General features: G+C 69.8%; 17 protein-coding genes. 11 read left to right on the top strand and 6 right to left on the bottom strand.

All coding sequences use genetic code 11. The annotated features are described in order from the left end of the window. Nucleotides 1-11: 11 nt before the first annotated feature. The gene (locus tag AC07NS_RS10550; protein ID WP_494603051.1) at nt 12-530 is read left to right on the top strand and encodes a hypothetical protein; all 519 of its coding nucleotides are present in this window, start codon (nt 12-14) and stop codon (nt 528-530) included. Between the two features lie 18 nt (nt 531-548). On the opposite strand, the gene AC07NS_RS10555 is transcribed toward AC07NS_RS10550, so the two are convergent. The 3 genes from AC07NS_RS10555 to AC07NS_RS10565 all read right to left on the bottom strand — a co-directional run bounded on the left by AC07NS_RS10555 (nt 549) and on the right by AC07NS_RS10565 (nt 4952). Next, nucleotides 549-2522 carry a putative bifunctional diguanylate cyclase/phosphodiesterase gene (locus AC07NS_RS10555; protein WP_494603052.1) on the bottom strand — a complete coding sequence of 658 codons (1974 nt, stop codon included), beginning with the start codon at nt 2520-2522 and terminating at the stop codon, nt 549-551. A gap of 106 nt (nt 2523-2628) precedes the next feature. Then, nucleotides 2629-4008 carry a DUF6880 family protein gene (locus AC07NS_RS10560; protein WP_494603053.1) on the bottom strand — a complete coding sequence of 460 codons (1380 nt, stop codon included), beginning with the start codon at nt 4006-4008 and terminating at the stop codon, nt 2629-2631. Nucleotides 4009-4016: 8 nt separating this feature from the next. Then, nucleotides 4017-4952, bottom strand: coding sequence for a DUF808 domain-containing protein (locus AC07NS_RS10565; protein ID WP_494603054.1), 936 nt, complete (start codon nt 4950-4952; stop codon nt 4017-4019). A 148-nt stretch (nt 4953-5100) separates the two neighbouring features. Between AC07NS_RS10565 and AC07NS_RS10570 the strand changes: the two genes are divergently transcribed. Beyond that, on the top strand, nt 5101-6048 hold the full coding sequence (locus tag AC07NS_RS10570; RefSeq protein ID WP_494603055.1) for a cation diffusion facilitator family transporter: 948 nt from the start codon (nt 5101-5103) through the stop codon (nt 6046-6048). 5 nt (nt 6049-6053) lie between these two features. Here the strand turns inward: AC07NS_RS10570 and AC07NS_RS10575 are convergent, their stop codons facing one another. Beyond that, nucleotides 6054-7724: a M28 family metallopeptidase gene (locus tag AC07NS_RS10575; RefSeq protein WP_494603056.1), complete on the bottom strand. Its 1671-nt coding sequence runs from the start codon at nt 7722-7724 to the stop codon at nt 6054-6056. A gap of 131 nt (nt 7725-7855) precedes the next feature. Between AC07NS_RS10575 and AC07NS_RS10580 the strand changes: the two genes are divergently transcribed. Then, nucleotides 7856-10552 (top strand): ligase-associated DNA damage response DEXH box helicase, encoded by a 2697-nt coding sequence (locus AC07NS_RS10580; protein ID WP_494603057.1) that lies wholly within the window; start codon nt 7856-7858, stop codon nt 10550-10552. A 10-nt stretch (nt 10553-10562) separates the two neighbouring features. Continuing rightward, nucleotides 10563-11270, top strand: a complete 708-nt coding sequence (pdeM, locus tag AC07NS_RS10585; RefSeq protein WP_494603058.1) for a ligase-associated DNA damage response endonuclease PdeM — start codon at nt 10563-10565, stop codon at nt 11268-11270. A gap of 177 nt (nt 11271-11447) precedes the next feature. Here pdeM and AC07NS_RS10590 read toward each other — a convergent pair whose 3' ends face one another. After that, a complete protein-coding gene (locus AC07NS_RS10590; protein ID WP_494603059.1) occupies nt 11448-11738 on the bottom strand; it encodes a hypothetical protein in 291 nt (96 codons plus the stop codon). A gap of 110 nt (nt 11739-11848) precedes the next feature. On the opposite strand from AC07NS_RS10590, the gene AC07NS_RS10595 reads away from it, so the two are divergent. From AC07NS_RS10595 to AC07NS_RS10625, 7 genes are all read left to right on the top strand, one after another. Next, entirely contained in the window at nt 11849-13069 is a 1221-nt protein-coding gene (locus AC07NS_RS10595; RefSeq protein ID WP_494603060.1) for a putative DNA modification/repair radical SAM protein, read from the top strand. After that, nucleotides 13069-14556, top strand: coding sequence for a UdgX family uracil-DNA binding protein (locus tag AC07NS_RS10600; RefSeq protein ID WP_494603061.1), 1488 nt, complete (start codon nt 13069-13071; stop codon nt 14554-14556). The genes AC07NS_RS10595 and AC07NS_RS10600 overlap by 1 nt, the downstream gene beginning before the upstream one ends. A gap of 160 nt (nt 14557-14716) precedes the next feature. Then, nucleotides 14717-15310, top strand: a complete 594-nt coding sequence (locus AC07NS_RS10605; RefSeq protein ID WP_110119596.1) for an RNA polymerase sigma factor — start codon at nt 14717-14719, stop codon at nt 15308-15310. Continuing rightward, complete coding sequence (locus AC07NS_RS10610; protein ID WP_494603062.1) at nt 15307-16263, top strand: FecR family protein; 957 nt, start codon at nt 15307-15309, stop codon at nt 16261-16263. Before AC07NS_RS10605 ends, AC07NS_RS10610 begins: the two co-directional genes overlap by 4 nt. Before the next feature lie 953 nt (nt 16264-17216). Further along, the gene (locus tag AC07NS_RS10615; RefSeq protein WP_494603063.1) at nt 17217-20498 is read left to right on the top strand and encodes a TonB-dependent receptor; all 3282 of its coding nucleotides are present in this window, start codon (nt 17217-17219) and stop codon (nt 20496-20498) included. Between the two features lie 175 nt (nt 20499-20673). Continuing rightward, complete coding sequence (locus tag AC07NS_RS10620) at nt 20674-21654, top strand: sensor histidine kinase (protein WP_494603064.1); 981 nt, start codon at nt 20674-20676, stop codon at nt 21652-21654. A 16-nt stretch (nt 21655-21670) separates the two neighbouring features. Next, nucleotides 21671-22711, top strand: a complete 1041-nt coding sequence (locus tag AC07NS_RS10625; RefSeq protein WP_494603065.1) for a P1 family peptidase — start codon at nt 21671-21673, stop codon at nt 22709-22711. On the opposite strand, the gene AC07NS_RS10630 is transcribed toward AC07NS_RS10625, so the two are convergent. Continuing rightward, entirely contained in the window at nt 22657-23190 is a 534-nt protein-coding gene (locus AC07NS_RS10630) for a MarR family winged helix-turn-helix transcriptional regulator (protein ID WP_494603066.1), read from the bottom strand. The two genes, AC07NS_RS10625 and AC07NS_RS10630, sit on opposite strands and share 55 nt — an antisense overlap. Nucleotides 23191-23306: the final 116 nt, after the last annotated feature.

The raw sequence follows: 23306 nt of genomic DNA on the forward strand, positions 1-23306 counted from the left end.
CGAGACACCCAATGCCGCCCGCCCCCAAGATCGAGTTTTCCGGCCTCTATTCGCGCTGCGTCTTCGCCGACGGCCAGGCCGAGATCAGGATTCATCCGTTCGGCTACATCCAGGATCCGGACGCCAAACCGGTGTGGTCGCTTGTCTTCGAAGCTCCCGATTTCGACGCCTCCGCTCTGGAAGGGTTCTCGGACGAGGAACTCGAAGTCGAAATCTTCGAGCGACACGCCGTCCTCCATGACATCTGGAGCGACAGCCGGCGGACGCTCGGCGCGGAAAGGCTGACCGCGACAGAGACGGCCTACGACGCCGCCGACCTGCGTGACTATGTGCGAGCCTTGGAAGAACAGCTCACGCATCTGCACGAAAGCCTTCGCACCGGGCGCGCCAAGGACGATCAGGGCCGGGTCATTCTGCGCGAACTGCTGCGTCGCGCGGAGATCAAGGCTGCGGCTTCCGACCACCTTCGTGAGCGGCAGGCAGCCGCGATCGAGGTGTTGAAGCGCCTGACGAACCATTTCGGCGACTAGGCCGACCGGCGCGCTCCCCTACCCCGCCGACCGCAGCCCCTCGGCGTCCTGCGCCGGCGCGCCCCGCTCCGCCGCCAGATAGCCCGCAACCGCCTCGCCCGGCATGGGCCGCGCGAACAGGAAGCCCTGCACCACGCGGCAGCCCAGGGGCTGGAGCAGCACCAGCTGCTCGGGCGCCTCGACGCCTTCGACCACGCAGTCTAGGCCCAGGTTGCGGCAGAGGTCGAGGATGGTCTTGACGATGGCGCGGCGCTTGTCGGCCGCCTCCAGGCCGCGCATGAAGCTGCCGTCGATCTTCAGCTTGTCGATCGGCAGGCGGTGCACGTAGCTGAGGCTGGAATAGCCGGCCCCGAAGTCGTCGAGCGCGATGCGCACGCCCAGCGCCTTCAGCGCCGCCAGCGAGCGGGCCGCCTGGTCGAAGTCGCGCATGACGGCGGTCTCGGTGACCTCCAGGTCGATGCGGCCGGGATCGACGCCGCTGGCCTGGATGATCTCGATGATGCGGGCGATCTGCTCGGGCGAGGCGATGTCGCGGACCGACAGATTGAACGACAGCCGGATGTCCTCCGGCCAGGTCGCCGCCGCCTCCAGGGCCCAGCCCAGCAGCACCGGCGACATCCGCGCGATCAGGCCCGAACGCTCGGCCACCGGCACGAAGTCGCCCGGCGAGACGACGCCAAGCGTCGGGCTCGTCCAGCGGGCCAGGGCCTCGAAGCCGATGGTGCGCTCGTCCTTGATGTCGACCAGCGGCTGGAAGGCCAGGCGGAACTCGGCGTCCATGTCGGCGTGGCGCAGGGCCTGCTCGATCAGGCCGGCGGTCTTGATCGCCGTCTCGTGGTCGGCCGAGAACACCACCGCCGCGCCGCGAATGTTCTGCTTGGCGTGATAGAGGGCGTAGTCGGCGCGCTCGTAGAGCAGGTTGGGCGCGCTGGCGGCCTGCGGATAGACGGCAAAGCCCACCGAGCCGGAGACCTGGGCCGTGACGCCTGGAAAGCAGTAGGGCTCGCGCAGGGCCGCGCAGAGGTCGGCGCCCAGGCGCTGCAAGGCTTCGGGATCGAGGTCGGCCTCGATGATCAGGCCGTATTCGTCGCCGCCCAGCCGGGCCACGAACAGCGGCTGGCCGTGGTCGCGGGCCAGGCGGTCGCCGGCCTCGACCAGCACGCGGTCGCCCACGGCGTGGCCATAGGCGTCGTTGACCGGCTTGAAGCCGTCCAGGTCGATCACGCCGACGGCGAAGCGGCGGCCTTGGGCGGCGGCCTCGTCGGTCACCCGTTGCAGGCGCGCGAAGAACTGCCGGCGATTGGGCAGGCCGGTCAGGCCGTCCATGTTGGCCAGGCGCAGATAGTCGTCGCTGAGGCTCTGGATCTCGGCCTGGCGCTCTTCGAGCCCCCGTTGAGATTCCACGAGATTGGAGAAGTCGCGGTACGAAATCAGCAGGATGACCAGCATGGCCACCGCCACCAGGGCCATGTTGAAGCCGATGGCGGTCAGCACCGGATTGCCGCTGGCCAGCAGGAAGACGGTGATCGGCCCGACGACGATGGCGGTCAGCAGGAACGCCGCCGCCCGCATGTGCATCAGGCAGAACACGCAGCCGATGGCCGTGATGGCCATGTAGAACACCACGTGCGCCTTGGCGAAGGCGTCGCCGTAGGGAAACAGGTTGAACGCCCAGAAGGTGAAGCCCAGGCCCAGCAGCCCGGCGAACATCAGGGTCTGGCGCAGCATGCGCTTGGCCCCGGCCTGGTCGATGGCGGTCTTGCGCGCCCGCCACCAGGTCACCAGCCGCATCAGGCTGATCACGGTCAGCAGGCTGGGAAAGCCCAGGGTCAGCAGCAGCGGCGTGTTGTCGATGTGGGTCGCCGACAGGGCGATCGTGTTGACCAGCACCAGCGCGTACATCATCGGCACCTGCCTGGAGAAGGCGCGCACCTGCGCCTTCATCAGTTCAGGGGTCGAGGGTACGGGGCGGAACCAGGGCAATCGGGACATCGCGGCGGCTGCGGACGAGAACCGCCACCTCTGCGCCCCGTACGTTTAAGGCTTGCTTATCAGAGGCTTGTAGCAGGCCGCGTCGCTACGCCGCAGCCCCCAGTCGCTACAGCCGGCGGTAGCCCGCCACCCGCCGCGCCCAGGTCGGGTGATCGTCTATGGCCATATCGTCGGGCAGGCCCGGCGCCAGGGACTCGGCCTCCAGCACCCAGCGGGCGGCGTCGGCATAGCGGTCGGCCCGGCCGTAGCGCACCACGTCGTCGACCATGGCCCGCAGCAGCACGGTGGCGGCCAGCGGATGGCGGTGCTCCAGCAGGCGCGCGGCCGGCTCCAGCACCTGCGTCCGTTCTCCATGCAGCGCCGGTCCCCGCTCCATGACCAGCCGCGCCGCCCCGGCCGCCGAGGGCCAGGCGGTCAGGAAGGCCAGCGCCTTGTACGGATCGGGATAGCCTTGCGCGTAGTCCAGGGCCTGGTCCTCGGCCTCGACGTCCTCGAAGTCGGGCAGCCCCTTGAGGAAGGCCCGCAGCATCTCGACCGACAGGGTGGCCTTGAAGCTCGCCCAGCGCACGGCCTGGGCCTCCAGCGGCTCGCCGGCCGCTTCAAGAACGGCGATGCGGGCCTCGTTCCAGGCCACGGCCCCGACATCGGCCTGCTCGACGATCCCCGGGCCGGGGGCCGAGACGTCCAGCGCCGCCAGGGCGTCGGCGATGCGGCCGACGGCCAGGTAGCGGCGGGCGACCTGGGCGCCGATCGGCGGCAGCACCAGCTGCGAGGCCGTGAACAGGTCCGCGAAGCCCTCGACGTCGCCTTCCAGGTCGGCCAGCACCTGGGCGGCGGCGCGCAGGCGCGGGTCGGGACGGCGCTGGGCGGCCAGGCGCTCGCGCACCTTGCCCCGCAGCACCGCCACGGCGTCGCCGGCCAGGGCCGGGGCGGCGGCGCGCAGCAGATCGACCGACAGCTTGGTCGAGGCCCCCTCGACGAAGGCCAGCAGGGCGTCGGCCAGCGAGCGGCTGTCCAGCGTCAGGGCCTTGGGCGACAGGGCCGCGACGTCCACGACCGCCTGGTCGAACACCGCCGCCAGTTCGCCCTTGGGATCCTTGATCCGGCCTTCCAGGTCTTCCGACACCCGCACCAGCCGCACCAGCACCGGCACGGCGAGGTTGGGATCAAGCTCCCCCAGCCGCCCCGCGGCCGAGGCGCGGTGGGCGTCCAGATCGCGGACGAATTCCTTGAACTTGCGCCAGTTGATGCGGGCGCGGCTGTCGGCGATGGCGTCGATGCGCTTGTCGATCTCGGCCGCCAGATCGGCCGCCCCCACCTCTCCCAGCAGGGCCAGCTTCAGCCGGCGCTTGATGGCCGCGTGGCCCTCGGCCACCTCCATCAGCAGCTCGGCCAGGGCCTCGGGCCCCAGATGCGCCAGGTTGGCCGCGTTCACCGACTTGCGCGGCGCGGCCTTCTTGACGGCTTTCGGCTTGGGTTCGGCCATCCCCGCCCCTAGTGCGCCTTCTTGCGCGGAATGAAATGCAGCACGCCGGCGATGACGCCGCCGATCACCAGGCCGACCACCGCCGAAGCCAGGGCCATGGCCAGCCAGCCCGTCACCGGACCGACTGCCGGAACCAGGCCGGCCCAGTGCTGCACAGCCTCGACCCAACCGGGGATGGGCGTCAGGTGGAAGTGGTGCAGGCCGTGCACGATGATGCCGCCGCCGACCCACAGCATGGCCGCCGTGCCGATATAGCCCAGGCTGCTCATCACCACCGGCATGGCCTTGACCAGGCCGCGGCCGAACTTCTGCGTCGCCGCGCGCGGACTCTTGGCCATGTGCAGGCCGATGTCGTCCATCTTCACGATCAGCCCGACCACGCCATAGACCAGGATGGTGATCACCACGCCCACCACCGCCAGGGCGGCGGCCTGCACGGGGATCGACTGGTCCGACACGTCGGCCAGGGCGATGGCCATGATCTCGGCCGACAGGATCAGGTCGGTGCGGATCGCGCCGCCGACCTTCTCCTTTTCCAGTTCCGGACCGCTGAGCGCCAGTTCCTCGGTCTCCACCGCCTCGTCGTGATGGACGAAGATCTCAAGGATCTTCTCGGTCGCCTCGAACGCCAGATAGGCGCCGCCCATCATCAGGATCGGCGTCACCAGCCAGGGCGCGAAGGCGCTGAGCAACAGCGCGCCCGGCAGCAGGAACAGGAGCTTGTTGCGCAGCGAGCCGACGGCGATCTTGGCCACGATCGGCAGCTCGCGGTCGGGGGTGAAGCCCATGGCGTAGCCCGGGGTCACGGCCGCGTCGTCGACCACCACGCCCACGGCCTTGGTGCCCGCCTTGCCGGCGGCGGCCCCGACGTCGTCGATCGAAGCGGCGGCGATCTTGGCGATGCCGGCGACGTCATCCAGAAGCGCGACGAGACCCGAGGGCATGAAAGGACCTTGCGTGGATTCGGCCGCCCGTCGCGGCCGGTAAAGAGCGCCCTGCGTAAGGGCTCGCCGCCTAGTGGTAAAGGGGGCCGGGCAAAGGAGGAACGACGATCCGGCAGGAACGCGCGCCGCCAGCCCGCGTTGCTGCGCCATGGCCTCGACCGCGAACCGCAGCAGCGCCCACATCGTCGTCTACGCCGCCCTGGCCGGAAACCTGGCCATCGCCGCGACCAAGTTCGTCGCCTTCGCCCTGACCGGCTCGTCGGCCATGCTGACCGAGGCCATCCACTCCAGCGTCGACACCGGCAACCAGGGCCTGCTGCTTCTGGGCCTGGCCCGCGCCCGGAAGAAGCCCAGCGCCAGCCATCCGTTCGGCTACGGCATGGAGGTCTATTTCTGGTCGTTCGTCGTCGCCCTGCTGATCTTCGCCCTGGGCGGGGCCTTCTCGATCTACGAGGGCGTATTGAAGATCCGCAGCCCCGAGGCCATCGACCGGCCGTGGATCAACTTCGTGGTGCTGGGCCTGGCCGCCCTCTTCGAGGGCGGCTCGTTCCTAGTGGCGCTGAAGGAGTTCAAGACCCTGCGCGGCGACGCCCCGTTCTTCACCGCCATCCGCCGCAGCAAGGATCCGTCGATCTTCGCGGTGCTGCTGGAGGACGGCGCAGCCCTGGCCGGCCTGGCGATCGCCGCCTTGGGCGTGGCCGGCGCCATGCTGGGCCTGCCCTGGGCCGACGGCGCGGCCTCGGTGGCCATCGGCGTCCTGCTGGTGGTGGTGGCGGTCTTCCTGGCCAACGAGACCCGCAGCCTGCTGACCGGCGAGGCCGCCTCCCCGCGCATCGTCGAAGCCGTGCGCGAGACGCTGGAGGCCGACCCGCGCATCGAGAGCGTGACCGAAGTGCTGAGCATGCACCTCGGCCCCCAGGAGATCCTGCTGGGCGTCACCCTCGACTTCCAGGACGACCTGACCGCCGCCGACATCGAGGCCGCCAGCGATCACTTCGCCGACCTGATCCAGGGCGTCGACAAGCGCATCACCCGCGTCTTCGTGCGCTCGGGCCGAGCGCGCGAGGCCTACGCCAGACGCGCGGGCCTCGCCTGAGGCCCCTACTTGCGAGCCGAGGCGCTGGCCGCGCGGACCGGCTTGAACTCCGAGCCGGCGTTCCAGTCGGGCCAGGTGCGCGAATTGGCGATCGCCTTGCCGGCTTCGTAGACCAGGGCCACGTCCTGGGCCGCGCCGCGCAGGTCCCAGTCGGCGCTCCAGGCGTCGCAGGGCTGGTGGTAGCAGCGGCTGGTGTAGTCGGCGACCCAGGCGTCGCCGGCCGCGCGGCCGCCGTTCAGCAGGTCCGCCCCGCCGCCCAGCCCCATGACCAGCAGCACCGGCACGCCGCGCTTGGCCAGCGAGAAGTGGTCGGCGCGGTAGAACAGCGCCCGCTCCGGCTTGGCGTCCGGCGTCACCGTGCGCCCCTGCGCGGCCGCAGCCTTGGCCAGGCCCTGCTCCAGTTCGTTCTGGCCGGCCCCGACCAGCACGATGTCCTTGGCCGGCCCGGCGGTCTGCAGCACGTCGAGGGTGTAGTTGGCGGCCATCTTGCCCAGGGCGGCGTCGCCGGCCTTCACGGCATAGTATTCCGAGCCCAGCAGACCCCGCTCCTCGCCCGTCCAGGCGGCGAACAGGATCGAGCGCTGCGGCGCCGGGCCCTGCTTGAAAGCCCGTGCGACCTCGATCACGCCCGCCACGCCGATGGCGTCGTCGGCCGCGCCGGCCCGGATGGTCTTGCCCTGCGCGTCCGGCGCGCCGACGCCGTAGGCGTCCCAGTGGGCGGCGTACATCAGGCTCTCGTCGGCATGGGTCGTGCCCGGCAGGCGCGCGACCACGTTGTGGCTGACCATGGCCTCATGGGCCACCTTGTAGGCGGCCGAGAAGCTCGCCCCCTTCAGCGTGACGGGCTTGAACGACGGATTACGGGCGGACGTCTTCAGGGCCTCGAAATCCAGGCCCGAGCGCTTGAAGAGATCGACGGCCGTGTCGCGCTGGATCCAGCCTTGCAGCTGCAGCTTCTCCTTGGCCGGGTTCGGGCGGACGATATCGTAGCCCTCGCCGTTCGAGGCCTTGACCGTGCTCCAGCCGTAGCCGGCGCCGAGGGTCTCGTGGACGATCAGGGCGCCGACCGCCCCGCGCCGCACGGCCTCTTCGTACTTGTAGGTCCAGCGGGCGTAGTAGGTGGCCGCCTTGCCGCCGAACTTGCCGAAGGCGGGCTCGCCCTCCACGGCTTCCAGGTCCGGATCGCTGATCAGGAAGACGGCGACCTTGCCCTTCAGGTCCGCGCCCTTGAAGTCGTCCCAGCCGCGCTCGGGCGCGCTGACGCCGTAGCCGACGAAGACCAGCGGCGCGTCCTTGATCGCCACGGCGTCGACCGGCAGCAGGGTCATGACCTGGGCCTGCTCGCCCTGGGCGAGGGGCACCGCGCCGCCGGCGGTGGAAAAGCTCATGGCGATCGGCCCGTCGATGCGGGTGTGCACCAGCGGCACCTTCTGAGTGTAGGACCCTGCGTCCCCGGCCGGCTCCAGGCCCAGCGCCTTGAACTGGGCGGCGATGTAGTCGGTGGTCTTCTGCTCGGCCGGACCGCCGGGCGCGCGGCCCTGGAACTCGTCCGACGCCAGCACCCGGGTGATCTCCGACAGCCTGGCCGGATCGATCGGGCCGCTGTCGACGCTCTGCGCCAGGGCGAGACCCGGCAGGGCCAGGGCGGCGGTCAGCAGAAGGGCGGCGCGGGACATGGGCGAACTCCGAAAACTTGCGGGGCCGACCCTAGGAAGCTTGGCGAGCCAGGGCAAACTTCGCACGCTGTTCGGTGGATAGTGTCGATTCCCCGCCAGAAACAGAACAGGAACATGCTATAGCCCCGTCGATGGTTCCGGCCGACCTGCTTCCTCCGCGCTTTCAAGACTGGTTCGCCACCAGGGGCTGGGCCCCACGCGCCCACCAGCTGGCGATGGTCGAGAAGGCCAAGGCCGGCCGCGACGCCCTGCTGATCGCCCCGACCGGCGGCGGCAAGACCCTGGCCGGCTTCCTCCCCAGCCTGATCGCGCTGGCCGAACGGGCGCCCCGCAACACGCCGGCCGGCATCCACACCCTCTACATCTCGCCGCTCAAGGCCCTGGCCGTCGACGTCGAGCGCAACCTGATGACGCCCATCCGCGAGATGGGCCTCTCCATCGTCGCCGAGAGCCGCACCGGCGACACCGGCGAAAGCCGCAAGGCCCGCCAGCGCATCCGCCCGCCCGACATCCTGCTGACCACGCCCGAGCAGCTGGCCCTGTTCTGCGCCTGGGAAGGCGCCCGCGAATACTTCGCCGACCTGTCGTGCGTGATCATCGACGAAGCTCACGCCATGTGGCCCTCCAAGCGCGGCGACCTGCTGGCGCTGGACATCGCGCGCTTGCAGCAGTTCGCGCCGAGGATGCGCCGGGTGGGACTGTCGGCGACGGTGGATGATCCGGATCTGGTACGGAAGTGGCTGGGTAAAAACCCTCCCCCTGAAGGGGGAGGTGTCGCCAAAGGCGACGGAGGGGGAAGTACATCCACCTCAACAGTCCCTTCCCCCTCCGGCCCTCCGGGCCACCTCCCCCTTCAGGGGGAGGGTCTGGAAACCAAGGAACCTCCCCCCCTGGGGGAGGCGGCGCAAAGCGCCGGTGGGGGGGCGGTTTCAGCTTCCGAAACGCCGGACGCCCTCCCCCCTCCGATCGCTACGCGATCGCCTCCCCCACAGGGGGAGGTTCCTCTTTCCGTCGACCTCGTCCTCGGCTCCGGCGGCGCCCAGCCCGTGGTCGAGGTCCTGGTCTCCGGCGGCCGCGTGCCGTGGGCCGGCCACACCGCCCAGCACGCCATGGCCGAGGTCTATGCGATCATCGCCGCCAGCCGCACGGCCCTCGTTTTCGTCAACACGCGCTTCCAGGCTGAATTTGCGTTCCAAGAGCTCTGGAAGCTCAACGACGAGGGCCTGCCGATCGCCCTGCACCACGGCAGCCTGTCGGCCGAGCAGCGGCGCAAGGTCGAGGCCGCCATGGCCCGCGGCGAGCTGCGGGCCGTGGTCTGCACCTCGACGCTGGACATGGGCATCGACTGGGGCGACGTCGATCTCGTCATCCAGCTGGCCGCGCCCAAGGGGGCCTCGCGGATGGTCCAGCGGATCGGCCGCGCCAACCACCGCCTCGACGAGCCCAGCCGCGCTCTCTTCGTGCCGGCCAGCCGCTTCGAGATGCTGGAGTGCCGCGCCGCCGCCGACGCCATACTGGAGAACCACCTCGACGGCGAGCCGGCCCGGATCGGCGCCCTCGACGTCCTGGCCCAGCACATCATGGGCTGCGCCTGCTCCGAGCCCTTCAAGCTCGTGGACCTCTATGACGAGGTCCGCTCCGCCGGCCCCTATGCCGACCTCTCGTGGGAAGACTTCGAGACCGTCGTCGATTTCGTCTCCACCGGCGGCTACGCGCTCAAGACCTACGACCGCTTCCGCCGGATCGTGGAAGACGCCGACGGCTTCTGGAAGGCCCGCAACGCGCAAGTCATCCAGCGCCACCGCATGAACGTCGGCGCCATCGTCTCACCGGCCGTGGTCAATGTGAGGATCGGCGGCGGCAGAAGGCCCATGGGCGGCCGCAAGATCGGCGAGGCCGAGGAAGGCTATTTCGAGCAGCTGACGCCCGGCGACACCTTCATCTTCGCCGGCCAGGTCTGGCGGTTCAACAGTCTGGTGGGCGCCGACGCCTTCGTCACGCCCGCGCCGGACAAGGACCCGAAGATGCCCAGCTGGGGCGGGTCGAAGTTCCCGCTCTCGACCTATCTGGCGTCGCGCGTGCGCAAGATGATGCACGACGAAGCCGAGTGGCTGGCCCTGCCCCCCGACGTACAGGAGTGGATGGCCTACCAGAAGCTCCGCTCGCTGATCCCGGACGAGGACGAGATGCTGCTGGAGACCTTCCCGCGCGGGAAGCGGTTCCATATGGTCATGTATCCGTTCGAGGGGCGCCTCGCCCACACCACCCTGGCCATGCTGCTGACCCGCCGGCTCGACCGCCTGGGCGTCGGGCCGCTGGGCTTCGTCTGCAACGATTATGCGCTCAACATCTGGTCGCTGCGGCCGATGGACGAGCTCGACCTCTCAGACCTCTTCGACCAGGACATGCTCGGCGACGACCTCGAGGACTGGCTCAACGAAAGCTTCCTGATGAAGCGGGCCTTCAAGGCCTGCGCCCTGGTCGGCGGCCTGATCGAGCGACGCTATCCCGGCGAGGAGAAGTCCGGCCGCCAGGTCACCTTCTCGACCGACCTGATCTACGACGTGCTGCGCAAGCACCAGCCCGACCACCTGTTGCTGCGCTGCGCCCGCATGGATGCGGCGACCGGTCAGCTGGACGTGGCGCGGCTGGGGGATCTACTGGCCCGCATCAAGGGCCGCATCCGCCATGCGGCGCTGGACAAGGTTTCGCCCTTCGCCGTGCCGATCATGCTGGAGATCGGCCGCGAGCGCGCGCCCGGCGACGCGGCCAGCGACATGATCCTGGCCGAGGCGGAGGAAGACCTGATCGCGGAGGCTCTCTCTTGAGGTGTTCGGCTTGACGAAGTTCCAGCTCAGCGACTGCGGCGGCCTGACGGTCATGGTGTCCGAGCGGTTGGTGCTGCTGCGCGGCTCTGGCGCCCTGTGGCTGGAGGCAGAGCGCGCCCTGGTGGTCGCCGACCTGCACTTCGAGAAGGGCTCGTCCTACGCCGCCCGTTTCGGCCAGATGCTGCCGCCCTACGACACCCGCGAGACCCTGACCCGGCTTGAGGCCGAGGTGGCCGCGCTGACGCCCGCGACGCTGATCTTCCTGGGCGACAGCTTCCACGACGGCGCGGCCGAGGATCGCCTGGCCGCCGACGACGCCGAGCGCCTGCGCGCCCTGTCCGTCGGTCGCGACCTGGTCTGGGCGGTGGGCAACCACGACGCCGACGGCCCCCGCGCCCTGCCCGGCCAGGTCATCGACGAGCTTTCCATCGGCGGCCTGATCCTGCGCCACGAGCCCGAGCCCGGCGTCCAGCCCGGCGAGGTCGCCGGCCACCTGCACCCGGCCGCCCGCGTCTCCAGCGGACGCGGCAGCGTGCGCAAGCGCTGCTTCGTCACCGACGGGCAGCGCCTTATCCTGCCGGCCTTCGGCGCCTATACCGGGGGCCTCAACATCCTCGACCAGGCCTTCTCCAACCTGTTCGCCGCCCCGCCGCTGGCCGGGGCGCTGGGCGGCAAGCGGGTGCATGCGGTGGGTCCGAAGTCACTGCGGCCGGATTGAGACCTCGCCCAAGCCTCCCCCCACGTTCGTCATCCCGGAAAGCCCGCAGGGCTTATCCGGGACCCAGGGGCCGCCGCTACGCGCTTGCAACCGCCGGCGGATGAAGCCACCACCCAGCCCAGCCCCCTGGGTCCCGGCTCTCCGCTACGCTCCGGCCGGGATGACGATTTGAGGGGGCTACCCCTTCGCCAACCGCCGGCGGTTGGCCCTCACCTTGGCGCGGTAGTGCTTCACGACCGCCCGCGTCGCCGCGTCCGGAGCCTGAGGCAGGCCGCCGGTCCAGAACTTCAACCCGACGTCGGCGGCGGCCGCCATCTTTTCGGTGGTCATGCGGATCGCCTCGCTCTGCGCCCGCGCCCCTCCGCCGGCCAGGACCATGGTCCTAAGGCCGATGACGGCCGAAGCCTCCATCCCGAGCGCCCAGGCGTCGAGCATCGTCGAGGGCCAGTCTTCCTTGCGGCGCGCCATTGCGAACTCCCTTTTTCGTAAAGGGATCGCGCGAGCCGCCTGGCCGGTTCCGCGCCAAGTGCGACATCACAGAACTCGACGGAACAAATAGAGAACTATAGACTGTGCGGATGGCCGTTCTCGATATCCGCCGCAAGCTCTCCATCCTCGCCGACGCCGCCAAGTACGACGCCTCCTGCGCCTCATCGGGCGGGGAAAAGCGCGACTCCGTGGGCGGCAAGGGCGTCGGCTCCACCGAAGGCATGGGCATCTGCCACGCCTACGCCCCCGACGGGCGCTGCATCAGCCTGCTGAAGATCCTGCTGACCAACTTCTGCATCTACGACTGCGCCTACTGCATCAATCGGGTGTCGTCGAACACGCCCCGGGCGCGGTTTTCGGTGCAGGAAGTCGTCGACCTCACCCTCAACTTCTACAAGCGCAACTATATCGAGGGCCTGTTCCTGTCGTCGGGCGTGATCCGCAACGGCGACTACACGATGGAGGAGATGGTCCGTATCGCCAAGGCGCTGCGGCTGGACCACGACTTCCGCGGCTACATCCACCTCAAGCTCATCCCCGAGGCCTCGCCTGAACTGGCGGCCGAAGCGGGACTCTATGCCGACCGGGTGTCGATCAACATCGAACTGCCCCAGGACGAGAGCCTCAAGTCCCTGGCCCCGGAGAAGGACGTCGGCGACATCAAGCGGGCCATGGGCCGCATGCGTCTGGCCATCGACGAGCGCGCCGAGCCGGCCCGCACGGCGCCGCGCAAGACCTTCGCCCGCAGCCAGTCGACCCAGCTGATCGTCGGCGCCGACGCGGCCAAGGATGGCGACATCCTGGCCCGCAGCGCCTCGCTCTACGGCGCCTATCGCCTCAGCCGCGTCTATTACTCGGCCTTCAGCCCGATCCCGGACTCCAGTCACCGCCTGCCGTCCAGCCGCCCGCCCCTGCTGCGCGAGCATCGCCTCTACCAGGCCGACTGGCTGATGCGGTTCTACGGCTTCGAACAGCCCGAGATCATCGGCGCCGGCGAGGATCTCGACCTCTCCGTCGATCCCAAGACCGGCTGGGCGCTGCGCAACCGCGACAGGTTCCCCGTCGACGTCAACGCCGCCGACCGCGAGACCCTGCTGCGCGTGCCGGGCCTGGGCGCCAAGGCCGTCGACCGCATCCTGCTGGCCCGGCGCCAGGCGCGGCTGACGATCGACGACCTCAAGCGCGTCGGGGCCGTGGTCAAGCGCGCCAAGGCCTTCGTCGTCGCCGAGGGCTGGACGCCGGGCATGGCCACCGACGACGAACGCCTGAAGGCCCGCCTGGTCGAGCCGGCCCAGCTGAGCCTCTTCTGATGCGCGTGGTGCGGCTGGCCTCCGAGATCGACTTCGACGGCTGGCGAACGGCCGCGCGAGCGCTGCGGGCCGAAGGCGTTCCGCCCGAGACGGTGATCTGGACGGTGGAGCGCGACCTCTTCGAAGCCGCGCCCGTCACCCCGACCGCCGCGCCCACCGCCAGCGCCTTCACCGTCCCGCCCGCCTTCGTCGAACTAGCCAAGTCCGTCGTCCTGCACCGCTCGGGCGAACGGTTCGCCCTGCTCTATCGCCTGCTCTGGCGGCTGGAGCGCGAGCCCCGCCTGATCGACAACCCCGCCGATCCCGATGTCGCCAAGGCCCGCGACATGGAAAAGGCGGTCAGCCGGGCGATCCACAAGATGCACGCCTTCGTGCGCTTTCGCCTGATCGAGACCGAGCCGGAAGCCTACGCCGCCTGGTTCGAGCCGGCCCACCGCGTCACCGAGGCCGCCGCGCCGTTCTTCGCCCGCCGCTTCACCACCATGACCTGGACCATACTGACGCCCGACGCCTGCGTGGCCTGGGACGGCGAGAGCTTACAGGTCTCCGACGGCGCCGATCCGGCCGACGCGCCCGCCGAGGACGCCCAGGAAGAGCTCTGGCGCACCTACTACGCCTCGATCTTCAACCCGGCGCGGCTGAACGAGAAGATGATGCGCCAGGAGATGCCCAAGCGGTATTGGCGCAACCTTCCCGAGGCGCGGCTCATTCCGCAACTGATCGAAACCGCCCAGGAGCGCGCCGCCGCCATGGTCGCCGCCCCGCCCTCGCCCGCTCCCGACCGCGTGCTGAAGGCCGCCCTGCGCCAGGCCCGCGACGGATCCTACAACGGCGACGTTCCCACGAGCCTCGAAGCCGTGGCCGCCGGCGTGCAGCTGTGCCGCCGCTGCGACCTGTGGCGCGACGCCACCCAGGGCGTGCCCGGCGAAGGCGCGGCCCATGCCCGGCTGATGTTCGTCGGCGAGCAGCCCGGCGACCAGGAAGACCTCGCCGGCCGCCCCTTCGTCGGCCCCGCCGGACAGGTGTTCGACGAGGCGCTCGAACAAGCCGGCGTCCCGCGCGCCAAGACCTACGTCACCAACGCCGTGAAGCACTTCAAGCACGAGCCGCGCGGCAAGCGACGCCTCCACAAGACCCCCGACCGGGGCGAAGTCCAGGCCTGCCGCTGGTGGCTCGACGCCGAGCGACGCCTCGTCCGCCCCCGGGTGATCGTTGCCCTGGGCGCGACGGCGGCGCACGCGGTGATGGGCAAGTCCACCCCCATCGGCGCCAATCGCGGCAAGGCGCTGCAACTGCCCGATCAAACCCAGGCGGTGCTGACCTACCACCCGTCCTTCCTGCTGCGCCTGCCCGACCACGACGCCCGCGAGCGGGCGCGGGCCGAATTCGTCGAAGATTTGCGCCTTGCGGGCGAGCTCTCCGGACTGCTCGACCGAAGGAGGCGCGAGCGCCCGCCTGACGGACAGGCCGCGCAAAAAATCTGCTGAATCTTTTGGCGTCGCCCCACCGGGCGCAAGTCCTTGCCCCACCTGGCAATGTTACCTGCGGAAACACGGCGCATAAGCCCTCTCCGCCGTCGGGGCGCGTGTTCGCCTCTTGCCACGACGGCTTCGCCGGGGTTGGTTCCCGGCCGGGGAAACGAGGGCGATGACACCAGAAGACGAACAGCGCCGAGCTTGGTTCCGCAGGGAGATCCTGCCTCTGGAACCGCGCCTTCTGGCCTATGCGCGCAAGTTTTGCCGCAACGGCGAGGCCGATCCGGAAGATCTGGTCCACGACGCCTTCGCCCGGGTGATCGCCTGCAAGACCTGGCGCGAGATCACCAATCCCGCCGCCTTCGCCTCGCGCACCATCCGCAACATCGCCTTCGACGGCCTGCGTCGCCGCAAGGTGCTGACCATCACCGCCGTGGCCGATTTCGAGCAGATCGGCGGCATGGACGAGACCCCCGGACCCGAGGCCTCGCTGGTCTCGCGCGACGAGCTTCGCCAGCTGCGCGAGGCGATCGCCGAGCTGCCGACACAATGTCGGCGTGTATTCACCCTCAGGAAAGTCTATAGCCTGTCGCCGGGCGAGATAGCGGTTCGCATGGGCCTGTCCGTCTCGACTGTCGAGAAGCACCTGATCAAGGGGCTTCGCTACTGTTCCGAAAAGCTGGGCCGCCCGGGCGCGACCCAGCCAGTGCGTATCGACGAAGGACGTTCATGGGTCGGGAAGCGGGATCGCGACGCGAAGCAGTGAGAGCGGCCGCCGCCCAGTGGGTGGTGCGGCTGTCCGATCCTGCCTGCGCGCCTGACGAACGGGCCGCCTTCGAGGCCTGGCGCGCCGAAAGCTTCGAGAACGAGGCTTCCTTCGAGCGCGAGCACGCCGCCTGGGAGCGGGCCGATCGCCTGCGCGTCTTCAAGCCTGTGGCCGCCAAGCCTGACGCCGACCTGTTCGCGCAGGAAGAAGCCCGCCGCGTCTTCGACCGCCGCTCGCCCTGGACGATGATGGCGGCGGCCGTCGCCATCGCCGGCGTCCTCGGGGCCGGCATGCTCAGCGCCACCGCCTCGACCGCCTACGCCACCGACATCGGCGAGCGCCGCGTCGTGGTCCTGGCCGACAACAGCCGCATCGAGCTCAACACCGACAGCAAGGTCGTCGTCCGCTACCGCAACGGCGTGCGCGAGGTGAAGCTGGTCAAGGGCGAGGCCCTGTTCGAGGCCGCCCCCGACGCCCGCCCCTTCGTGGTCAAGGCCCGCGACGCCCGCATCGAGACCGGCGGCGGCGAGCTTTCCGTCCGCCTGGGGGCCGAGAACGCCGCCGTCACCGTCCGCCGCGGCGCGGCCGACATCGAGCCCGACGGCAAGGGTCCGGCCAAGGAAGTGCGGATCGCCGCCGGCACGGCCATGGTCTACGGCCCGCATGGCGGCCACGCCCAGCCGCTGTCCGACGCCGAGATCGACCGGGCCCTGGCCTGGCGCCAGGGGGCCATCGCGCTGAACGGCCAGTCGCTGAGCCAGGCCGTGGCCGAGTTCAACCGCTACAATCGCCAGAAGGTCCGCATCGCCGACCCTTCGATCGCCGACCTGCGCCTGGCCGGCTACTTCCAGAGCACCGAACCCCAGGCCTTCGTCACCGCCGTCACCAGCGCCTTCCCGGTCCGGGCCAGCGAAGGCGACGACGGCGTGATCCGCCTGGCGCGCAAGGGGTAGCTCGAGATCCTCCCCCTCTGGGGGAGGTGGCCCGAAGGGCCGGAGGGGGGCCGTTTTCAGCTTCCGAACCGCCTGCCGCCCTCTCCCCCGTAAAATCCCCGCGAAAGCGGGGACCCAGGCTTTCCCCGATCCCTCTCCCCTTGCGGGAGAGGGTGGCCCTGCGGAGCAGGGTCGGGTGAGGGGTCTCTTAGACCTCGAAGCTGCGTGCGGCGGTCAGGCCGGGTGAGGCGTCTCAAATTTGAGAGACCCCTCATCCGCCGGCCTTCGGCCGCCACCTTCTCCCGCAAGGGGAGAAGGATCTCGGACGGGGATAGAGCGCAGCCAATCCCCATCGCGCCCGAACCAAACCCCAACCAATCCAGTCCCTTGCAACTTTCTCACCGTCCTGGATCAGACGCGCTCAAACCACCCGCATAATCACTGGGTCTCGCCGCACCGAAGGGGCGCGCGGCCAGCGACCATGCGGCGGCGGGATGCGATCGAGCGGGACTGGGGCGGATTGGGAAGATCCGTCGCGTCCGGGGACCTGGCGCTGGCCAGGCCCGCCCGCCGTCGGCTTGGGCGAGGATTACAGAGCACACCCCCTCTCCTCGTCGCCGCCCGAAGAGGAAACTCCAAGGACGGTCCTGGTAAGGCGTTAAGAGCGCCGCCGCCCGGGAAGCCGGCAGCCAAACGACCGCGCGGAGCGTCTTGGCTTCGTCGAAACGGTATCCGTCTACACACCTCCGGGCGTAGCCCGGGCGCTCCGCTCCCCTTCATCAACTCAGCGGCCCGCCGCGTGAGGATGAGATCGCGCGCCTCTCGCCCCAGCGTTGCCTATGCGCCACACCCGTCACACCTCCGCCACAAATTTTACTCGGCGACTGGAGGTTTCCGTAACGCCCCCCGTCGAAGCCGGTAAGAACGTCGCGTCGAGGGGGCGCGGCGGACAAAGGGGACTCGAGAGCTTGTCCATGCGTACCGATCAACGCCGCCGGACCGTCCGCGGCCTGCTGCTGGCCTCGGCCGCCGTCCTGACCATCGCCGGTCAGGCCGCCGCCCAGGGCTCGCGCCACACCTTCAACATCCCGCCGCAGGACGCCATCTCGGCCCTGCAGACCTACGCCAAGCAGACCGGCAAGCAGGTCCTGTTCCCGTACGAGGCCGCCGCCGGCCGCAAGACCCCGGCCGTGACCGGCGAACTGCCGGACGCCGAGGCGCTGAAGCGCCTGTCCGAGGCCGCCGGCCTGGTCGTCGCCTCGGACGACGGCAAGACCATCACCCTGCGCGCCGCCCCGGCCGCCCGCCCCCAGTCGGAAGCCGCCGCGACTGAAGCGGCTCCCGAAGAAGTCGCCGAAGTCGAAGCCATCGTCGTCGTCGGCAGCCAGATCGAAGGCGCCAAGACCACCGAAGCCCTGCCGGTGACCGTGGTCGGCGAGGCCGAGATCGTCGCCACCGGCGCCGTCTCGGGCGACGAGCTGTTCCGCTCGATCCCGCAGGCCGGCGACGTCCAGTTCCAGGAAGCCCGCACCACCGGCAACCTCAACGACGCCCGCGGCGACGTCTCGTCGATCAACCTGCGCAACCTGGGCACCGGCAACACGCTGATGCTGCTGAACGGTCGCCGTCTGGTGCTGCACCCCGGCACCCAGACCGAGAACTTCGTCCCGGTGCAGACCGCCAACACCAACGCCCTGCCCGTCTCGGGCGTGAAGCGCGTGGAAGTCCTGCGCGACGGCGCCGCGGCCATCTACGGCACCGACGCCGTGGCCGGCGTGGTCAACACCGTGCTCGACACCAAGTTCCAGGGCCTGAAGATCGAAAGCCAGGTCGGCGGCTCGGAAGGCACCGGCTATCGCGAAGGCTCGTTCAACGTGAAGGCCGGCACGCGCCTGGACGACGGCACGCGCCTGACCTTCTTCGGCAACTACACCGCTCACAGCCGGATGATGGCCACCGAGCGCGACTACGCCGCCAGCGAAGACCACCGCAGCCAGATCGAGGACGAGCTGTTCGCCGGCTCGACCAGCTTCGACAACCGCTCGACCTCCAGCCCCTGGGGTTCGTTCACGGTGATCCCGTCCTCGACGGTGGTTCGCCAGAACGGCACGGCCCTGACCTCGTCGGGCGTGTTCCATATCGAGCCGGTGTCCAACACCGCCGCCGGCTGCAGCAGCGCCACGCTCAGCGGTGATATCTGCATCAAGTCGGGCACGATCACCGGCACGGCCGACCGCGTGCTGCGCTATGACGAGAACACCCAGCGCACCCTCAAGGGCGGGCTGGAGCGCACCAACCTGTTCTCGACCGCCGAGAAGGACCTGGACAACGGCCTGACCCTGTTCGGCGAAGCCGGCTTCTACCACGCCCTGTTCACCGGCCAGCGCGAGCAGTCGGCCCCGCTGTCGTCGGCGCCGATCAGCATCGCCGCCAACGCCTACTGGAACCCCTTCGGCCCGACCACGCTCAGCGACGGTTCGGCCAACCCCAACCGGCTCTCGGGCCTGACGGGCGTGCCGACCACGGGCCTGGCGATGACCATCAACACCTATCGTCCGGTCGACGCGGGTCCGCGCACCTACACCGTCACCGACAACAACTACCGCCTGCTGGGCGGCGTGAAGGGCAAGTGGAACGGCTGGAAATGGGAATCGGCGGTGCTGTATTCCGAGGCCAACACCAAGGACGCCACCCACAACGCCATCAGCAACACCCTCTTCCAGGCGGCCGTGAACCGCACGGACTCGACCGCCTACAACCCGTTCAACGGCGGCTCGCTGACCAACTATTCGGGTGAGGACGGCACGCCCAACAGCAAGGCGACGGTCAACTCGTTCCTGATCGACGTCTACCGCATCAGCAAGACCTCGCTGGCCCTGGCCGACTTCAAGGTCAACAAGGCCGACCTGTTCAGCCTGCCCGGCGGCGACGTCGGCGTGGCCCTGGGCGCCGAATGGCGTCGCGAGACCTTCAGCGACGACCGCGACGACCGCATGGACGGCACGATCACCTACACCAACTCGGTGACGGGCGTGACCTACGGCAGCGACGTCATGGGCGCCTCGGCGGCTCCGGACGTCTCGGCCCACCGCCAGATCTCGTCGATCTTCGGCGAACTGGCCGTGCCGATCATCTCGTCGGACATGAACATCCCGTTCGTCGAGGAAGTGACCCTGCAACTCGCCGCCCGCGACGAGTACTATTCCGACTTCGGCAACGTGCTGAAGCCCAAGGGCGCCCTGCTGTGGAAGGTCGGCCAAGGCCTGTCGTTCCGCACCTCGGTGTCGCAGAGCTTCCGCGCCCCGAACCTGCCGCAGTTCTACAGCGAAGGCGCGACCGTCTCGAACAGCCGCACCGACTACGCCGCCTGCCGGATCAACGCCGTCACCTGCTCCAGCGCCAGCACGCTGGAAGTGCGCATCGGCAACAAGGACCTGAAGCCGGAAGAAGCCGACAACGCCTCGATCGGCTTCGTCTACCAGCCGCGCTTCATCCCGATCGAGTTCGGCAAGGTCACCCTGACCACCGACTTCTGGTCGATCCGCGAAAAGAACGTCATCGGCATCCTGGGCGGCTACAACCAGATCGCCTACGACTACCTGCTGCGCCTGCAGGGCAGCTCGAACCCCAACGTGGTGCGTGAGGCCGCGACCGGCACCAACACCGTCGGCACGATCTCCTACATCAACGACACCTACATGAACCTGCAGCCGCGGGTCCTGCAGGGCGTCGACTTCAGCCTCGACTACGACCTGGACGACACCCCCTGGGGCGACTTCGGCGTCTCCGTCAACGTGGCCAAGCTGACCAAGTACGACCAGGCCGCCAGCCCGATCGAGCAGATCCTGATGAAGGCCGTCGCCGACGGCACGCTGTCGGGCCTGACGATCTCGAGCGCCGGCAGCCAGATCCGCCTGGACGGCAATCCCGAGTTCCGTGGCAGCGTCAGCATGACCTGGCGCAAGGACGGCTGGGGCGCCGGCGCCTTCGTCAACTACGTCGGCTCGGTCTACGACACCGGCGTGACCCAGGTGAACGGCCGCTACTACGAGGTTGATGACTGGACCACGGTCAGCCTCTACGGCCAGTACGCCTTCAAGAACGGCGGCCGCATGGACGGCACGACCTTCCGCGTCGGCGTGCGCAACATCGCCGACAAGGATCCGCCGCTGAACTCGTCGAACTTCGGCTACTACGGCTCGCTGGCCAACTCGACCGGCCGCTACTGGTACCTGAACGCCAGCAAGAAGTTCTGATCCTCCACCCAAGGGTGATCACGCAGGGCCCGCCCGTCGCCAGACGAGCGGGCCTTTCCGTATTCGGACCATGGCGGTCGGGATTTGCGTGACCCGAAAGTTGTTTTAGGAAATAGTTCCGCCAACGGCGACGTGAGCTTTCGACGCCGTACGAGTCGGGGCCTTTTCGAAAATCATGTCGCGCGTGGGCTCGTCCTCGATCGCTTTGCGCTACGCCTTGGCGGTCGCCGCCGCCGCGGCCGCCTTCTTCGTGCGCCTGGCGCTCAACAGCTGGTTCCCGCCCGGCTTTCCGTACCTGACCTTCTTCCCGGCCATCGTGCTGACCGCCTATTTCGCCGGCCGCGGTCCCGCGATCCTGTGCGCGACCCTGTCGGGCCTGGCGGCCTGGTACTTCTTCATCCCGCCGTACAACAGCTTCCGGTTCGACTTCGCGACAATGGTGGCGATCTCGTTCTACGTCTTCGTCACGGCGGTCGACATCTTCTTCATCGACGGCATGCGCCAGGCGATGAGCAAGCTGGCGGTCGAGCGCGAAAGCCTGGCCGACCTCGCCCGCAGCCGCGACCTGCTCTATCGCGAGATGCACCACCGGGTGAGCAACAACATCCAGGTGGTCGGCGCCCTGCTGCGCCTGCAGTCGTCGGGCATGAAGGACGAGGACGCCCGGCACGCCCTGACCGAAGCCGGCGGCCGCATCGAGACCATCGCCAAGATCCAGCGCCAGCTGCACGACCAGACCGGCGAGCCGACGCCCTTCCGGTCCTTCGCCGAGGCCCTGCTGGACGACGCGGGGCAAGCGGCCGGCGCCCGCCACGCCGTGCGCGTCGAGGGCGGCGAGACGGCCCTGCATCCCGAACAGGCCACCCCCGTCACCCTGGTCATGCTGGAGTGCTTCAACAACGCCCTGGAGCACGCCTTCGCGTCCGGTTCGGACGGCCGCATCGTCGTGGCCCTGGAGCAGGACGGCGCCGACCACGTGCTGACCATCTGCGACAACGGCGCCGGCCCGCCGGACGGCTTCGAGCCGGCCAAGTCGCAGAGCCTGGGCCTGCGCATCGTCCACGCCATGGCCCGGCAGCTCGGCGGGGCCTTCACCATGGCCCGCATGGACGGCTGGACCGTCTGCCGCCTGACCTATACGCCTATGCCCGCCTAGAGCGGAGTTCAGCCCCATGCCCCGTCCCGGTCCGCGCAACCTGATCACCGACGTCGCGGGCCTGACGGTGGGCCACGCCCAGGACGAGGCCGTGGCCTCCGGCGTCACCGCCCTGCTCTGCCCCGAGGCCTGGACGGCTGGCGTCGATGTGCGCGGCGGCGGGCCCGGCACGCGCGAGATCGACGTGCTGAGGCCGGAGAACAATTTCAGCAAGGCCCACGCCATCTGCCTGTCGGGCGGCTCGGTGTTCGGCCTGGGCGCCGCCGACGGCGTGGTCACGGCCCTGTCGGCGGCCGGACACGGCATCCGCCTGGCCCCGACCTCGCCGGCCATCCCGATCGTGCCGGCGGCCGTGCTGCACGATCTGGGCAACGACGGCGACAAGGACTGGGGCCTGGATCCGCCCTACCGCTGGCTCGGCATCGAGGCCGCCGCCGCGGCGAGCGAGGACTTCGCCCTGGGCTCGGTCGGCGCCGGCGTCGGGGCGATGGCGGGCCTCTCCAAGGGCGGCGTCGGCAGCGCTTCGCTCGACCTGGGCGAGGGCCTGGTGGTCGGCGCCCTGGCGGCGGTCAATCCGGTCGGCTCGGTGCGAATGGCCGACGGCGAAACCTTCTGGGCCTGGCCCTGGGAGATCGACGGCGAGTTCGGCGGCGTCCGCCCCGCGCCCGACGCGCCAACGCAGGTCGAGCCGATCCCGGACGATTCCAAGCTGGCGGCCCTGGGACGGCTGACGCAGGGCGCCAACACCACCCTGGCCGTGGTCGCGGTCACCGCCGACCTGACGACCGCCGAGTGCACCCGGCTGGCCATGATGGCCCAGGACGGGCTGGCCCGGGCCATCAGGCCCGTTCACACGCCCTTCGACGGCGACGTGGTCTTCGCCCTGGCTTCGGGCGCTCAAGCGCTGGGAGACGGCCCCGGCCGCGCCGTGGCGCTAACAAGACTGGGCTCGGCGGCGGCCGACACCCTGGCGCGGGCCATCGCCCGCGGCGTCTTCGAGGCTCAGTCTTCGGCGGGCGGCGCGGCGGCGGCGTCAGGCGGCGCGTCGGCGCCGTAGAGCTGCACGGCGGCGGCTTCGAGCCGGCCCATGAGCCGCTTCAGCGTCGCCACCTCGCCGGGGGCCAGGCCGGCCAGCAGGGCCGCCTCGTAGGCCAGCGCCAGGGGGCGGATCTCGGCGAACAGGCGACGGCCGGCGGCGGTCAGTTCCAACGTATGCGAGCGGCGGTCGGTGCGATTGGTGATGCGGGCCACCAGGCGGCGCTCGACCAGGTCCTGGGCGGCGCGGCTGACGCGGACCTTGTCCATAGCGGTGCGCGCCACGGCCTGGTGCTGGGTCAGCGGCCCCTCGATCAGGGTCGACATCAGCCGCCACTGCGGGATCGACAGGCCGAAGCGGTCTTCGTAGGCGCGGGCGATCAGGCGGCTGACGGCGCTGGAGGCCGTGGCCAGGCGGTACGGCACGTAGTCCGAGAGCGACAACTGCTCACTGGCGGCGTCCGGCGAACCCGGCGTCAGGGATGAGACCGTCGCGGCCATGCCTATTCCTTTCCTCCTGCTTCGGCCCGCGGCCCGCGAAGACGGAGCCGTCTCTACGCCGAATCACGCTCTGGCGACACACCGCGAGCGCCGATCGATCTGGCGCCGCGATGGAA

This window comes from Caulobacter sp. GW821-FHT10A10 (genome assembly GCF_059415745.1).

Coding starts and splice junctions, on each gene's coding strand:
- AC07NS_RS10550 (WP_494603051.1), top strand. CDS start 12: ATGCCGCCCGCCCCCAAGATCGAGTTTTCCGGCCTCTATTCGCGCTGC.
- AC07NS_RS10555 (WP_494603052.1), bottom strand. CDS start 2,522: ATGTCCCGATTGCCCTGGTTCCGCCCCGTACCCTCGACCCCTGAACTG.
- AC07NS_RS10560 (WP_494603053.1), bottom strand. CDS start 4,008: ATGGCCGAACCCAAGCCGAAAGCCGTCAAGAAGGCCGCGCCGCGCAAG.
- AC07NS_RS10565 (WP_494603054.1), bottom strand. CDS start 4,952: ATGCCCTCGGGTCTCGTCGCGCTTCTGGATGACGTCGCCGGCATCGCC.
- AC07NS_RS10570 (WP_494603055.1), top strand. CDS start 5,101: ATGGCCTCGACCGCGAACCGCAGCAGCGCCCACATCGTCGTCTACGCC.
- AC07NS_RS10575 (WP_494603056.1), bottom strand. CDS start 7,724: ATGTCCCGCGCCGCCCTTCTGCTGACCGCCGCCCTGGCCCTGCCGGGT.
- AC07NS_RS10580 (WP_494603057.1), top strand. CDS start 7,856: ATGGTTCCGGCCGACCTGCTTCCTCCGCGCTTTCAAGACTGGTTCGCC.
- AC07NS_RS10590 (WP_494603059.1), bottom strand. CDS start 11,738: ATGGCGCGCCGCAAGGAAGACTGGCCCTCGACGATGCTCGACGCCTGG.
- AC07NS_RS10595 (WP_494603060.1), top strand. CDS start 11,849: ATGGCCGTTCTCGATATCCGCCGCAAGCTCTCCATCCTCGCCGACGCC.
- AC07NS_RS10600 (WP_494603061.1), top strand. CDS start 13,069: ATGCGCGTGGTGCGGCTGGCCTCCGAGATCGACTTCGACGGCTGGCGA.
- AC07NS_RS10605 (WP_110119596.1), top strand. CDS start 14,717: ATGACACCAGAAGACGAACAGCGCCGAGCTTGGTTCCGCAGGGAGATC.
- AC07NS_RS10615 (WP_494603063.1), top strand. CDS start 17,217: ATGCGTACCGATCAACGCCGCCGGACCGTCCGCGGCCTGCTGCTGGCC.
- AC07NS_RS10620 (WP_494603064.1), top strand. CDS start 20,674: ATGTCGCGCGTGGGCTCGTCCTCGATCGCTTTGCGCTACGCCTTGGCG.
- AC07NS_RS10625 (WP_494603065.1), top strand. CDS start 21,671: ATGCCCCGTCCCGGTCCGCGCAACCTGATCACCGACGTCGCGGGCCTG.
- AC07NS_RS10630 (WP_494603066.1), bottom strand. CDS start 23,190: ATGGCCGCGACGGTCTCATCCCTGACGCCGGGTTCGCCGGACGCCGCC.